Consider the following 14,583-nt stretch of genomic DNA (forward strand, 5'->3'; position numbering starts at 1 on the left):
CTCACCCCACCTTCTTTTGCTGGTTCTGGAAGATGGCGATAGGCACGACCAGCAACAGCAGAAGCAGCACGGCAACGGCTGATGCCAGCGGCCAGTCGCGGTTGCCGAAGAATTCCGTCCAGAGCGTCTTGCCGATCATCAGCGTCTGTGCGCCGCCGAGGAGATCGGGGATGACGAATTCACCTGTTATCGGGATGAAGCAGATCATCGAGCCGGCGACGACACCCGGCAGGGAGAGCGGGAACGTAATCTTCCAGAAGGCTTTCCAAGGCGGGCAACCCAGATCGGCGGCCGCTTCCAGCAGCGTATTGTCCAGCTTTTCCAGCGCGGAGTAAAGCGGCAGTACCATGAAGGGCAAGTAGGAATAAACGATACCGATGAAGATCGCGGTTTCGGTGCGGAAGATGTTGACCTGCTGGTCCGGCCCGAGCAATCCGAGCCACTGGAACAGCACCGTCAGCAGGCCTTCCGGCTTCAGAATCCCGATCCAGGCGTAAACGCGGATCAGGAACGAAGTCCAGAACGGCAGGATCACCAGCATAACCAGCGTCGGCCGCACGGAAGACGGCGCGCGGGCCATGGCCAGCGCCATGGGATAACCGATCAGCAAAAGCAGGAAGGTGGAAATGAAGGCGATGCGCAACGACGACAGATAGGCGTCGATGTAGAGCGGGTCTTCCGTCAGGAAGAGGTAATTTTCGAAATCCAGCTGCGAAAAGAAATCACCGAGCCTCGAGAAGCCTTCGAAGACAGGGGTATAGGGCGGCATGGAGATCGCCGTATCCGACAGCGAGATTTTGAAGATGATGAAAAAGGGGGCCGCAAAAAACAGCAGCAGCCAGAAATAGGGAACCGCGACGACCAGCCAGCGCCAGGGGCTTTGCCGGTTTTCGGGAGTGGTGATCGCCATCGAAGCCTCCCTCAGCGCGTCAGGACGAGGCCGGAGTCCGGCTTCCAGTTCAGCCACACCATATCGCCGAAGGTAATCGGGCGATCCACGAGACGCGAGACATTTGCCTGTGCGGCGCGGATGACGCGGCCATCGGCAAGCTTGACGATGAAGACCGAGAAGTCGCCCAGATAGCCGATATCCCATACCTCGCCATAGGCGGAGTTGATGCTGCTATCGGCAGGCTGATCGAGCGAGATGCGCACCTTCTCCGGCCGGATGGCGAAAGCCACCTGGCTACCGGCGGCAGCGGCGCATTCCTGCTCAACCGCCACCTTCAGCCCGTCGCAATCCAGTGTCACGAGGCCGGGCCTGCCGATATCGGAAGCATTGGCGACGACATTGGCGTCGAAAATATTGATGTCACCGATAAAATCGGCCACGTAGCGGCTGTTCGGCGCTTCATATATCTCGGCGGGCGTCGCCACCTGCACGACAATGCCCTTGTCCATGACGGCGATGCGGTCCGACACCGTCATCGCCTCTTCCTGATCGTGGGTGACGATGAGGAAGGTGAGACCGAGATTGGTCTGGATATCCATCAGTTCGAATTGCGTTTCCTCACGCAGCTTCTTGTCGAGCGCGCCGAGCGGCTCATCGAGGAGAAGCACCTTCGGCCGCTTGGCAAGCGATCGGGCAAGCGCCACGCGCTGCCGCTGCCCGCCGGAAAGCTGGCTCGGCTTGCGTTTGGCGAATTCCGTGAGCTTGACGAGGCGCAGCATTTCCTCGACCCGGGCGACGATGTCCGCCTTGGGCAGGCCATCCTGCTCCAGACCGAAAGCGACGTTCTTTTCCACCGACATATGCGGGAAAAGCGCATAGGACTGGAACATCATGTTGGTGGGCCGCTTATAGGGCGGAACGCCGGAAATATCCTTGCCCTGCAGCAGGATGCGGCCCTCGGTCGGCTCCTCGAAACCAGCCAGCATGCGCATCAGCGTGGTCTTGCCGCAACCGGAGGGGCCGAGCAGCGAGAAGAACTCACGCTCGTAAATATCAAGCGTCAGATTGTTGACGGCGACGAAATCACCAAAACGTTTGGTGACGTTTTCAAAGCGGATGAAGGGAACCGCATCGGGATTGTCCCACGGGCTAAATTTGCGTTTGACCGGCCCTAGAGTTTTCGCCATTCACCCTACCCTCAAATCCCGTTGGTCTGTCGATCGATGCTTCGGGGCGGGCAATACCGGCAGGTAACGGACCTGCCGGCAAAGGATCAGAGGAACAGGCCCGCCGGCCGTTCCTCAACCAGCGGGCGGAGGTTCAGCTGCCAGTCTTTATCTGCGTCCAGACGCGGTTCAGCACGCGCTGTTCCTTCGGTCCGTAAGGCGAGATCGTGAAGAGCTTCTTCATCGTCTCGGCATCGGGATAGACTGCCGGGTTCTTGGCAACAGACTCATCCATCAGCGCCTGCGAAGCAAGGTTGCCATTGGCGTACTGAACGTAGTTCGACGCCTTGGCAATGACTTCCGGCCGCATCAGATAGTTGATGAAGGCGTGCGCTTCTTCGACATTCTTGGCATCCGCCGGGATGGCAAGGTTGTCGAACCACATGTAGGTGCCTTCCTTCGGGATGACGTAATTCACCTCGACGCCATTCTTGGCTTCCTCGGCGCGACTCTTCGCCTGGAGGATGTCGCCCGACCAGCCGATGGTGATGCAGCTGTCGCCATTCGCCAGTTCATCGATATAGGCGGAGGAGTTGAAGGTCTTCACATAGGGGCGGATCTTCATGTAGACATCGCCGCCCGCCTCGAGATCGGCGGTTTCTTTGCTGTCCGGGTTCTTTCCGAGATAATTCATGGCAATGGCGAAGGTCTCGTCCGAGGCATCGAGAATATTGATGCCGCAGGATTTCAGCTTTTCAGCATTTTCCGGCTTGAACAGAATATCCCAGCTATCGACCGGAACATCGCCCAGCGCAGCCTTCACCTTGGCGACGTTATAACCGATGCCGGTGGTGCCCCACATGTAGTTCACGGCATATTCGTTGCCGGGGTCGTATTTCGCCAGACGCTCGGAAACCTCGGGCCACATGTTTTTCAGATTCGGCAACTTGGACTTGTCAAGTTTCTGGAACACGCCGGCATTGATCTGGCGGGCGAGAAAGGGGCCGGTGGGCACGACGACATCATATCCGGAGCTGCCGGCCAGCAGCTTGGTTTCCACAAGTTCATTGCTGTCGAAAACGTCATAGACGACCTTGATGCCGGTTTCCTTGGTGAAATCGGCGAGGATCGATTCGTCGATATAATCCGACCAGTTATAGACGTGGACGACCTTTTCCTGGGCCATTGCCGAGCCTGCTGCAACGAGCGCGGTGGTGAGAGCCAAGGTCAGGCGGAGAGAACGGTTTTTCATGATGTCTCCTGTTAACGCATCCTCACGACGGGAGCGTGATCCCCTTTTTTCGGAGAGACTAGAAAGGAAAACAGAAGGGAGCAAGGGGGAAATGTGCAGCACAGCATTTTCAACCAAATGTGTTCCGGTCGCAAAAAAGCGAATGAAAACACCTACTGGAAGTCGAAAACACTGAGGCCGGTGACCATTTCATCCAGCCCCAGCGGCCGCGTGAGCGGCGCTTCCGCCCGCGAAAGACAGCCCTGTCTTTCGCACAGCCGGCACGAAGGACCGACGGCGACGGGCGCAGCGCCCGAAGCGGCCGGGCCATAGACGGTCTCTGCCGCCTGATTGAAATCGCAGCCCAGAAGCACCGCCGTTCGCCGCACCCTCTCGCCGAAACCAGCCTGCGGACCTTCCAGCGTGCGCGACACCGTGAGGAAAGCATCCCCGTCGGGCATCTCGACCGCTTCCACGAGCACTTGTCCCGGCTGGGCGAAAGCCGCATGAATATTGAGACGCGGACAGAGGCCGCCAAAACGCGCCCTTGGAAAACCGCCGGCCCCCGCAAGGCGAAAACGGTTACCGGCATTGTCGATTTCCATCAGGAAAAACGGGATCGCCGCGGCTGTCGGCCGCTGCAGGCTGACAAGGCGATTGGCCGCCTGTTCGAACGATACGTTGAAGCGCGACCGCAAGACTTCGAGATCGTACTTCGCCCGCTGGGCGGCGCCGAGGAATGCGCCATAGGGCATCATCAACGCATGAGCGGCGTAACGCGCCAGTTCGAAGCGGGCAATGCGTCTCGCCTCTTCCCCTTTCAGGCCAAGCCCTTCAAGCTCCGTACCGATTTCTTCGCGCAGCGCCAGAAGGCAGGTCTCCATCGCCATTTCCCTCAGCTGATCCGGCTGCGACAGGCGCTCGGATAAAAAAAGCCGCATGGAATGCCGGTCGTAACGTCGCCGGAGGTTCGGCATAGCGTGAACCGGCAGGGTGCGGACAACGATGCCGTGGTTTTTCTGGAGCCATGCGCGAACGCCGGAGGCGAGATCATCGCCCGTCGACAAATGTTTGTGGAGGTCTTCCGCAGCCGCATCGATGGAATGGAAGTAGGCCGGGCGGTTTTCAAAGACGTGTCGCACCTCGTCGATCGGCAGGCGGGTGGAGGAAAGCATCGTTTCATGACCCTCCCGCGCCAGAAGATCGGAGAGATCGGAGAGGCGCTGCGCCTGTTCCCGGTAAGCCCGGTATAGCTTGAGAACACCACTTGCCGCATTTGGCGCGGCATCGGCGACCTCAATCAGTTCCTGCGGCGACGGCACTTCGCCGACCAGCAGCGGATCGGCGAAGACCTCGCGCAGCTGCCCGGCGGAACCGGCGCTTTCGCCCTGCAGGTCATCCAGATCGACCTTGTACACAGAGGCGAGCTTCAAAAGCAGCTGCACTGTCAGCGGCCGCTGGTTGCGCTCGATGAGATTGAGATAGGACGGCGAAATCGCCAGCGCCTCGGCCATGGCCGTCTGCGTCAGCGCGAGACCGTTGCGAATGCGGCGCACGCGCGGGCCCGCAAAAATCTTGTTTTCCGACACAGCCTTTCCCCTCCACCCCCGTCAACACATACAATTCCATTACAAAATCGACGGATCATACTCTTTTACAAAATTTACATTTTTACAGCGTCACTCTGTCATGCACACTACAGGATAACCTCTTTCAAGTCACTGTTTTTATGTTTGTTCTGGCGATCAAATCTCGAAAAATGTAAATGTAGTCACATCAAACGGCGCCGTATGATGTTCAAGACGGCCCGCTACGAAAACCGCATTTTTCATGGGAGAGAGAAGTATGACGGATTTTTACAAACTTGTTCCGGGCGCACCGCAGGGACGTTTCGACGGCATCGAGCGCACCTATACCGCCGCCGACGTGGAGCGGCTGCGCGGCTCTGTCGAAATCCGCCATTCGCTGGCCGAAATGGGTGCGAACCGGCTGTGGAAGCTGATCAACGAGGAGAATTTCGTCAATGCGCTGGGTGCGCTCTCGGGCAACCAGGCCATGCAGATGGTTCGCGCCGGGCTGAAGGCGATTTATCTCTCGGGATGGCAGGTTGCAGCGGATGCGAACACGGCCTCGGCCATGTATCCGGACCAGTCGCTCTATCCCGCCAATGCAGCGCCGGAGCTGGCCAAGCGCATAAACCGCACCCTGCAACGCGCCGACCAGATCGAGACCACGGAGGGCAAGGGCCTTTCTGTCGACACATGGTTCGCGCCGATCGTTGCCGATGCGGAGGCCGGTTTCGGCGGGCCGCTCAACGCCTTCGAGATCATGAAGGCCTTCATCGAGGCAGGCGCAGCAGGTGTTCACTATGAGGATCAGCTGGCATCGGAAAAGAAGTGCGGCCATCTCGGCGGCAAGGTTCTGATCCCGACGGCGGCGCACATCCGCAACCTGACGGCAGCACGGCTGGCGGCCGACGTTATGGGTGTACCAACGCTGGTCATCGCCCGCACGGACGCGGAGGCCGCCAAGCTTCTGACCTCCGATATCGACGAGCGCGACCGTCCCTTCGTGGATTACGATGCCGGGCGCACCGTTGAGGGCTTTTATCAGGTCAAGAACGGTCTGGAGCCCTGCATTGCCCGCGCGGTGGCTTATGCGCCCTATTGCGACCTGATCTGGTGCGAAACATCAAAGCCGGATCTGGAACAGGCGCGCAGGTTTGCTGAAGGCGTGCACAAGGTGCATCCGGGCAAGAAGCTCGCCTACAACTGCTCGCCGTCGTTCAACTGGAAAAAGAACCTCGACGACGCGACGATTGCGAAGTTCCAGCGCGAGCTAGGCGCGATGGGCTACAAGTTCCAGTTCATCACGCTCGCTGGCTTCCACCAGCTCAACTACGGCATGTTCGAACTGGCGCGCGGCTACAGGGACCGGCAGATGGCGGCTTATTCCGAGCTTCAGGAGGCGGAATTCGCAGCAGAGGCCAATGGTTACACCGCCACCAAGCACCAGCGCGAAGTCGGCACCGGCTATTTCGACGCCGTGTCTCTGGCGATCTCTGGCGGCACGTCGTCCACCACGGCCATGAAGGAATCCACCGAGCACGACCAGTTCCGCCCGGCGGCCGAATAAATCAAGAAAACCGCCCTTCCCCATCGCGGGAAGGGCTTGCAAAGCAGATCAAAAACCCCTGACAATAACGAGAGGAGAAATGCCATGAACGCCCACAATCCCATCAAGACGCACGTCAAGGAACGCGCCGAGGAGCAATCCTCCGCCATGACGCAGGATCAGCAGGCTGCCATCCGCATGCTGGCCAATGACCTGCACCGCCTCAACCAGGCCGTCATGAAAGCCGTCGAGGCCGGCGTTTCCGTCGAGCTGGTCCGCTCGGCCCGCCACCATGGCGGCGGCGGCAACTGGGGTGATCTGCTTATCCCCGTCATCGTTGCGCAGGGGCGTGACGCCGCGTGAAACGAAAGACCGGAACATCATAATCGATGTTCCGGTCTTCAGTGCAAACGTCGGAAGTGGCCGCCTCAGAAGCTCGCCGACACGGAAACGCCGATGCTTACATTGACGCCCATCGCCTCCACGTTACCCTGGAGTTGGGGCGCATAGGGAGCGAAGCAGGCAAGTTGCGTCAGGGGAATCGGGTTCAGAACGGCCGGCGATTCCCACGCCAGATGCATCGCCACGCCTCCCACGAGCTTTTCCCAGCCTGCGATCTTGGTGCCTGAGGCTGCCGGCGCAATTGCCGTGACGGATTGCGAAAGAGCATCGGCAACAACTGCCGCGAGCCCCTTACTGACTGCTGCATAAAAGAGCTTTGCTGCTTCTTCCGGCGTTCCTGCTGCGGACATCGCATTTACGTATGATGCTGAAATTATCATGGCGGCCTCAACCTGAAAGGGTTAAACTTACGAAAAGCAACCTATGAATATTTTGATGCGCACGCAACTATAAATTATTAAAATTTATTTATACAACTGAACGTGATTTCATCTATGCCGGGCGGCCCTTGCGTCCGGCGTAGAGATCGGAATGGCTCTTGATCAGACGGGTCATCCGATCCGCCACCGTCCTGATATCGGGTCGGTGGCGATCGTCATTATTCATGACGATCCATTGATTGTGGCGCAGCGGTTCGATTTCGCCGCCCTCCCGGACGAGGCGCGCATCCGCATCGCCCACGAAACAGGGAAGCACCGCGATCCCCGCCCCTGACAGGACAAGATCGAGAAGCGCTGTTGGCCGGTTCACCGTTACGACGATCTCGTTGCTCCGGTTTTCATGCGGCCAGCGAAGATAGGTTGAAATGGCGTTTTCCTCGGCTACCGACAGCCAGCGGTCAGCGACAGTGGCGGCGGCATTGCGCAGCCTGTAGGGAGCGTAGGCAACCTCCCCCGTCTTGATGGCAGCGAGATTGCGCTCCTGCGGCTCGAAAGCGCGGATACCGATATCGTTTTCGCGATGGGCCAGAGACGCCCTCTGCTCGGCAATAAAAAGGTCGATGCGGAAATCATCGCGATCCGTGCAGATGGCGGAGAAGTTGCTGGTCAAGAGCCAGGCATTCCAGGTGCCCACGGCAATCCGCACGATGGACGAGGCCGATGACGCCTTCTGCCACCCCTCGATATCCCTGGCCGCATTCTCCATGGCCTGAAGTCTGTCGAACAACGCACGGCCGTCCACTGTGAGGGCGTATCCCGTCTGGCTGCGCTGGAACAGCGCCTTGCCGATCCGCTCCTCCAGCTCGACCATGCGCCGCCCTATGGTCGCGGGGCTTAAGCCCGTCAGCGCGGCGGCACCCGTCAGGCCACCGCTGCGTGACACATCGAGGAAAAGCTGGTAGGAATCCCAGGTGACGTTTTTCATAATTGAAAAACGTAGCGCATTTTCTTGCGCAGATAAATCAAAAAACGGCGTGCATCATGGCCCTCCGCAGTAAGAAGGAGAGCAAACATGCACGCGATTTTTGCAGCACGGGCCATTATTGAAAATCAGCGACCGCGCACACGGCGTGAAGCCATTCTGCAGGAAGAAAAGTTTTACAGGGATATGGCCGAGGCATCACGGATGTCACGGTTTTTCAGCGCGCTTATCAACTTTGTGAAGGCGAAAAGCCGTCGATCAATGGAAGAGGGCGATAAGGGCTGCGAGAGCACCGGCTGCGATGAGGCTCAGCCGAAAGGCCAACTGCCGGCTCTCGTTGTCAGTGCGGGCGATGGCAATGGCGCGAGGGCGGCGATGTGCAGATCTGTTCATGCGCGGGCTCCAGACGAAAAACTCAACCGACCCATGCCCTGTTAAGGGCTTCCAGCGTGACATCATGTGCAGCGGGATCATTGAGCGATCCGGCCTTGCTGGCATTCGGTCAGGATGACTCCTCCCCCGTTAACAGATTATTAAAAAAGCGAGGAAGGGCCACAACTTTACCAACTGAAACTGGGTTGGCGAACAGGTCTCATCAGCTCCGTCACCCCGGACTAGTTCCGGGGTCGAGCGCGATCAAGTCCTTGATCGCGAAAGACTCTTTACGGCCCAGAAGCGCCATGGCTGGATGCCGGATCAAGTCCCGCATGACAAAGGAGAGAGGTCCGATCTTTTCCACGGCCAGAGACGATCACGCGAATTCGCCGGCCGCCTGCCCGGACGCCCAGGCCCACTGGAAATTATAACCGCCGAGCCAGCCGGTCACATCGACACATTCGCCGATGAAATAGAGGCCGGGCACGGATTTCGCCGCCATGCTGCGGGAATCGAGGCCGGTGGTGTCCACGCCGCCGAGCGTGACCTCCGCGGTGCGATAACCTTCCGAACCGGCGGGCTTGATCTGCCAGTCCTGCACCTCTGCCGCCAGCTTCGCCAGAGCCTTGTCGGACATATCGGCAAGATGGCCGGTGAGGCCGGATTGTTCGACGACATGCTGGGCGAGCCGCTTCGGAAGGATCTCCGACAGGGCGGTCTGGGCGGACTGACGGCCGTTTTTCTGTTTGGCCTGCTTCAACACCGCGGCCAGATCGCGATGCGGCTCAAGCTTCAGGCGGATGGGATCACCCTCGCGCCAGTATGAGGAGATTTGCAGTATGGAAGGACCGCTCAAACCGCGATGGGTGAACAATAGCGCTTCCTCGAACGAGGTTTTGCCATGGGAAACCTCGGCCGGAACAGCGACACCGGCAAGCGGGCTCAGCTTTTCCAGAAGACCGGGATCAAGCGTCAGCGGAACGAGGCCGGGGCGGGTTTCAATGAGCTTGAGGCCGAACTGTTCGGCGATCTGGTAGGCAAAACCGGTCGCGCCCATCTTCGGGATAGACTTGCCGCCTGTCGCGACGACGAGGCTCTCCGCCTCGATGACGCCACCCGAGGTCGACACCCGAAAACGGCCGCCGTCATGGGTCACGGCGGAGACTGACGTTTCGAGCCGAAGCTTCGCATTCACCGCCTGCATTTCAGCCAGCAGCATGCGGATGATATCCTTGGCGCTGTCATCACAGAAAAGCTGGCCGAGCGTCTTTTCGTGCCAGGAGATACGGTGTTTTTCGACAAGGGCGATGAAATCGCGCGGCGTATATCGGGCAAGCGCGGATTTGGCGAAATGCTGGTTGGCAGAGAGATAATTCCTCGGCCCGGCGTGGATATTGGTAAAGTTACAGCGGCCGCCGCCGGAGATGCGGATCTTTTCGCCCGGCGCTTTCGCATGATCGAGAACGACGACGGAGCGGCCGCGCTGGCCGGCGCGGATGGCGCACATCATGCCGGCGGCGCCCGCCCCCAAAATCAGCACGTCACATTTATCTGCCATCATTCCATCCGTTTCGTTTCCTTTCCTCTTTTCCAAGTGCCGCCGCTTGTCAATGGCGCTTTCCCCCTCGCCAATTGCCAAACTACGGTTATGATGGCGACAGTCGAAACACAGACCCGGTGATACATGCCCGCCAAGAAAACCATGCTCCGCCCGAAAAAACAGGCAACCATGGCAAAGAAGACCCCTCCCCTCGACCTTTCCTCCACCCGTGGCGTTTCCTCCTGGCGCGAAGCCGCGCAATGGCTGAGGGCGCGTGGGATAGAAGACATAGAATGCATCACGCCCGACCTTGCCGGCGTACCGCGCGGGAAAATGATGCCGACGGCGAAATTCACGGGCGATACCTCGCTTGCTCTACCCTCGGCGCTCTATCGCCACACGATATCGGGCGAATATCCCGATGAGACCGCCAATTTCCGCTACGAGCCGCGCGACAGCGATCTGAAGCTGGTGCCTGATCTTTCCACCCTCTCCGTCGTGCCCTGGGAAACCGACCCGACCGCGCAGGTGATCTGTGACGTGGTGGATGCGGAAGGCAATTTCGTGCCATACACGCCGCGCAACGTTTTGAAGAACGTGCTTTCGCTCTATACCGAAAAGGGCTGGAAGCCGGTGGTGGCACCGGAAATCGAATTCTACCTCGTCGCCATGAATGACGATCCGGACTATCCGCTGCATCCGCCAAAGGGCCGGTCAGGACGCTCCATCGTTGGAGGTCAAAGCTATTCCATCGCCGGCATCAACGAGTTCGACGAGTTGATTGATGACATCTATCATTTCTCCGAAAAACAGGGCCTCGAGATCGATACGCTCATCCATGAGGAAGGGCCGGCACAGCTGGAAATCAACCTGCGCCATGGCGATCCGATCGAGCTTGCCGACCAGGTGTTCCTGTTCAAGCGCACCATTCGCGAAGCCGCGCTGAAGCACGGCATCTATGCCACCTTCATGGCCAAGCCGATGCAGGGCCAGCCGGGTTCGGCCATGCACATCCACCAGTCGGTGGTAGAAATCGATAGCGGCCGCAACATCTTCTCCAATGAAGATGGCAGCCCTTCGAGAGAATTCTTCTCCTTTGTCGGCGGCATGCAGCGTTACGTTCCGAATGCGCTGGTCATGCTGGCGCCCTATGTGAATTCCTACCGCCGCCTGACGCCTGACATGGCCTGCCCGGTGAACAATGCCTGGGGTTACGACAACCGCACGACGGCCTTCCGCGTGCCGATTTCCGGCCCGCAGGCGCGGCGCGTCGAAAACCGCCTGCCGAGCTCGGACGCCAACCCCTATCTGGCGCTCGCGGCCTCGCTCGGCTGCGGCTGGCTCGGCATCGTCAACAGCATCGAGCCGACCGAACCTACCGCCGATACTGCCAATGAGGGCTCTATCGACCTGCCGCGTGGCCTGCTTGAAGCGGTCGCCTTGCTGGAGGGCGAGGCACAGTTCGACCGGATCTTCGGTCACGAATTTGTCGGCCTTTATGCCGGTCTGAAGCGGGGGGAATTCGAGACCTTCATGCAGGTCATCAGCCCCTGGGAGCGCGAGTTCCTGCTTCTCAACGTGTGAGGAATCCCGAGCATGACATGGCAAAGCCCGATTGCGCCGGGACTATCCTGGTATCAGGCAACCGTCGGTGAGCGGCCGGACTATCCCGCCCTCGATGGGTCGAAGCAGGTGGATGTCGCGATCATCGGCGGTGGTTACACCGGTCTTCAGGCCGCCTGTAATCTCGCTGAAAACGGCGTCTCGGTCGCCCTCATAGAAGCGCATCGTTTTGGCGATGGCGCTTCCGGCCGAAATGGCGGCCAGTTCGGCACCGGCCAGCGCTCTTTCCCCGATGAGCTTGAGGAAGAGATTGGCTTCGAGCAATCGAAGCTGCTGTTCGACATCGCCGAAAACGCCAAGAATTATGTGCGCGATTTCGCAAGCAGCCGCGGCATCGACATGGATTATCTGCCGGGCCAACTCTATGTGGCGCACAAGGCAGGTTACGAGGACGACTATCGCCGCAGCGTCGATGCGATGAACAACCGCTACGGCTATCCGCATATTTCCTACATGGAGCGTGGCGAAGCGCGCAAACGCGTCGGCTCCACTCATTATTTCGGTGGCACCCGCGACACCGGCACCGGCCATATACACCCGCTTAAGCTGCTGGTCGGGCTTGCGAAAGCCGCGAAAGATGCGGGTGCTCAGATTTACGAGATGACGCCTGCGAAATCCATCCGGCAAGTGGGCGGCAAGACCATCATCGACACCCCTTTCGGCACCATCACTGCGCCACGGGTGTTGATTGGGACCAATGCCTATATCGGCAATCTGGAACCGATAACGGCAGCCCATATCATGCCGATCCGCTCCTTCATCGGCGCAACCGCACCGCTGGATGCCTTCCCCGGCATCATTCCAGACCGGGAGGCCGTGGCGGATTCACGGTTTGTGGTGCGTTACTTCCGCAAGACGGCCGATAACCGGCTGTTGTTCGGCGGCCGCGAAGCTTACACGGCAGATACGCCGCGGGATATTTCCAGCCACATCCGCCGGCAGATCGCGGAAATCTATCCCGAGCTGAAGGATATCGACATCACCCATTCCTGGGGCGGCTCCGTCGGCATTACCCTGCCGCGCAAGGTGTTCGTGCGTGAGGTCATGCCAGGTGTCACCTCCATCGGTGGATATTCAGGCCACGGCGTGATGCTTTCGAATTATTGCGGCAAGCTTTATGCCGATCTGGTGCTCGGCAAAAAGGACATGCTGGCGCCATTCGCGCGGCTTAAAGTGCCGGCCTTTCCGGGCGGAACGTCACTGCGCGCGCCGCTGCTTTTCCTGGCGCTTTCGTGGTTTGCATTGCGAGACAGGTTTTAGTCCAATGTTTACAGTCCATTACCGGTGGCAAGCACACCGGCAAAAGCAAAATTCATAATTTCACATAACTGAGTCTGGCATTTTTAAATCGATTAGATTATTGATGCCCCAACCCTTGAAGATCGAGAGAATCGATATGAGCAGTCAGATCATTCCTGTTGAACCTTTTGATTGTGTCGTTTTCGGCGGCACGGGCGATCTTGCCGAGCGCAAGCTTCTGCCGGCCCTTTATCACCGGCAGATCGAAGGGCAGTTCACGGAGCCGACCCGCATCATCGGTGCGTCGCGTTCGGTCATGACCCATGAGGAATATCGCAAATTCGCACAGGACGCCCTGAAGGAGCATCTGAAGGCCGGCGAGTATGACGACGCGCAGGTTGCCGTGTTCCTGAACAGGCTTTTCTACGTGCCCGTTGACGCCAAGGGCAACAATGGCTGGGACGTGCTGAAGAAGCTGCTGGACGAAGGTAAAGAGCGCGTGCGCGCTTTCTATCTCGCTGTCGCGCCCGGAATTTTCGGCGATATCGCCGACAAGATCCGCGAACACAAGCTCATCACCCGCTCGACCCGCATCGTCGTTGAAAAGCCGATCGGCCGCGACCTCGCCTCGGCGCAGGAACTCAACGACACCATCGGCCATGTCTTCAAGGAAGAGCAGATCTTCCGCATCGACCACTATCTCGGCAAGGAGACGGTGCAGAACCTGATGGCGCTGCGTTTCGCCAACGCGCTTTACGAGCCGCTGTGGAATTCCGCGCATATCGACCACGTGCAGATCACGGTTGCTGAGGCAGTCGGTCTCGAAGGTCGCGCCGGTTATTACGACAAGGCCGGCGCGTTGCGCGACATGGTGCAGAACCATATTCTCCAGCTGCTCTGCCTCGTCGCCATGGAGCCGCCGGCTTCCATGAACGCCGAAGCCGTGCGCGACGAAAAGTTGAAGGTTCTGCGTTCGCTGAAGCCGATCGACACCAGCAACGTCGAAAAGCTGACGGTTCGGGGCCAGTACCGCGCCGGCGCTTCCGCAGGTGGCCCGGTCAAGGGCTATCTGGAAGAGCTGGAAGGCGGCGTTTCCAACACCGAAACCTTCGTCGCCATCAAGGCTGAGATCGCCAACTGGCGCTGGGCGGGCGTTCCCTTCTACATCCGCACGGGAAAACGCCTCGCGACCCGCGTTTCGGAAATCGTCGTCACCTTCAAGCAGATCCCGCATTCGATCTTCGACGACGCGGCCGGCAAGATCGAGGCCAACAAGCTGGTCATTCGTCTGCAGCCGGATGAAGGCGTCAAGCAGTCGCTCCTCATCAAGGACCCCGGTCCGGGTGGCATGCGCCTGCGCCAGGTGTCGCTGGACATGAGCTTTGCCGAAGCCTTCAACGTGCGCAGCCCCGACGCCTATGAGCGCCTGCTGATGGATACCATCCGGTCCAACCAGACGCTGTTCATGCGCCGCGACGAGGTCGAGGCCGCATGGGACTGGATTGACCCAATTCTCAAGAGCTGGGAAGAGCTTGGTCAGGGCGTGCAGGGTTACACGGCAGGAACCTGGGGGCCGAGCGGCTCGATCGCACTGATCGAGCGTGACGGTCGTACCTGGCACGATGCCGACTGAGGGCGC

At 59.3% G+C, this 14,583-nt stretch carries 13 protein-coding genes; 6 read left to right on the forward strand and 7 right to left on the reverse strand.

The annotated features are described in order from the left end of the window. Nucleotide 1: 1 nt before the first annotated feature. From K7A42_RS17535 to K7A42_RS17550, 4 genes are all read right to left on the reverse strand, one after another. Nucleotides 2-910, reverse strand: coding sequence for an ABC transporter permease subunit (locus K7A42_RS17535; RefSeq protein WP_004440081.1), 909 nt, complete (start codon nucleotides 908-910; stop codon nucleotides 2-4). 11 nt (nucleotides 911-921) lie between these two features. Next, entirely contained in the window at nucleotides 922-2,079 is a 1,158-nt protein-coding gene (locus K7A42_RS17540; RefSeq protein ID WP_022555646.1) for an ABC transporter ATP-binding protein, read from the reverse strand. Nucleotides 2,080-2,212: 133 nt separating this feature from the next. Continuing rightward, the gene (locus K7A42_RS17545) at nucleotides 2,213-3,310 is read right to left on the reverse strand and encodes a polyamine ABC transporter substrate-binding protein (RefSeq protein ID WP_037090882.1); all 1,098 of its coding nucleotides are present in this window, start codon (nucleotides 3,308-3,310) and stop codon (nucleotides 2,213-2,215) included. Nucleotides 3,311-3,462: 152 nt separating this feature from the next. After that, entirely contained in the window at nucleotides 3,463-4,878 is a 1,416-nt protein-coding gene (locus K7A42_RS17550; RefSeq protein ID WP_282455637.1) for a helix-turn-helix domain-containing protein, read from the reverse strand. A 256-nt stretch (nucleotides 4,879-5,134) separates the two neighbouring features. Between K7A42_RS17550 and aceA the strand changes: the two genes are divergently transcribed. Together aceA and K7A42_RS17560 are read left to right on the forward strand one after the other, a co-directional pair. Further along, a complete protein-coding gene (aceA, locus tag K7A42_RS17555) occupies nucleotides 5,135-6,424 on the forward strand; it encodes an isocitrate lyase (RefSeq protein ID WP_142181868.1) in 1,290 nt (429 codons plus the stop codon). A gap of 84 nt (nucleotides 6,425-6,508) precedes the next feature. Beyond that, a complete protein-coding gene (locus tag K7A42_RS17560; protein WP_004432604.1) occupies nucleotides 6,509-6,766 on the forward strand; it encodes a hypothetical protein in 258 nt (85 codons plus the stop codon). A 65-nt stretch (nucleotides 6,767-6,831) separates the two neighbouring features. On the opposite strand, the gene K7A42_RS17565 is transcribed toward K7A42_RS17560, so the two are convergent. Continuing rightward, entirely contained in the window at nucleotides 6,832-7,155 is a 324-nt protein-coding gene (locus K7A42_RS17565) for a hypothetical protein (RefSeq protein WP_006698168.1), read from the reverse strand. Between the two features lie 142 nt (nucleotides 7,156-7,297). Next, nucleotides 7,298-8,170, reverse strand: a complete 873-nt coding sequence (locus K7A42_RS17570; RefSeq protein WP_077986648.1) for a LysR family transcriptional regulator — start codon at nucleotides 8,168-8,170, stop codon at nucleotides 7,298-7,300. Nucleotides 8,171-8,257: 87 nt separating this feature from the next. Between K7A42_RS17570 and K7A42_RS17575 the strand changes: the two genes are divergently transcribed. Continuing rightward, entirely contained in the window at nucleotides 8,258-8,605 is a 348-nt protein-coding gene (locus tag K7A42_RS17575) for a hypothetical protein (RefSeq protein ID WP_137068303.1), read from the forward strand. Between the two features lie 313 nt (nucleotides 8,606-8,918). On the opposite strand, the gene K7A42_RS17580 is transcribed toward K7A42_RS17575, so the two are convergent. Next, nucleotides 8,919-10,103 (reverse strand): NAD(P)/FAD-dependent oxidoreductase, encoded by a 1,185-nt coding sequence (locus K7A42_RS17580; RefSeq protein WP_282455638.1) that lies wholly within the window; start codon nucleotides 10,101-10,103, stop codon nucleotides 8,919-8,921. A gap of 123 nt (nucleotides 10,104-10,226) precedes the next feature. Here K7A42_RS17580 and K7A42_RS17585 point away from each other — a divergent pair, with 123 nt between their 5' ends. From K7A42_RS17585 to zwf, 3 genes are all read left to right on the forward strand, one after another. Beyond that, a complete protein-coding gene (locus K7A42_RS17585; protein ID WP_282455639.1) occupies nucleotides 10,227-11,666 on the forward strand; it encodes a glutamine synthetase family protein in 1,440 nt (479 codons plus the stop codon). A gap of 12 nt (nucleotides 11,667-11,678) precedes the next feature. Further along, a complete protein-coding gene (locus K7A42_RS17590; RefSeq protein ID WP_282455640.1) occupies nucleotides 11,679-12,965 on the forward strand; it encodes an NAD(P)/FAD-dependent oxidoreductase in 1,287 nt (428 codons plus the stop codon). Between the two features lie 136 nt (nucleotides 12,966-13,101). Further along, on the forward strand, nucleotides 13,102-14,577 hold the full coding sequence (gene zwf / locus K7A42_RS17595) for a glucose-6-phosphate dehydrogenase (RefSeq protein ID WP_004440062.1): 1,476 nt from the start codon (nucleotides 13,102-13,104) through the stop codon (nucleotides 14,575-14,577). Nucleotides 14,578-14,583: the final 6 nt, after the last annotated feature.

This window comes from Agrobacterium sp. InxBP2 (assembly GCF_026191755.1).
GTDB classification, from domain to species: Bacteria; Pseudomonadota; Alphaproteobacteria; order Rhizobiales; family Rhizobiaceae; genus Agrobacterium; species Agrobacterium pusense.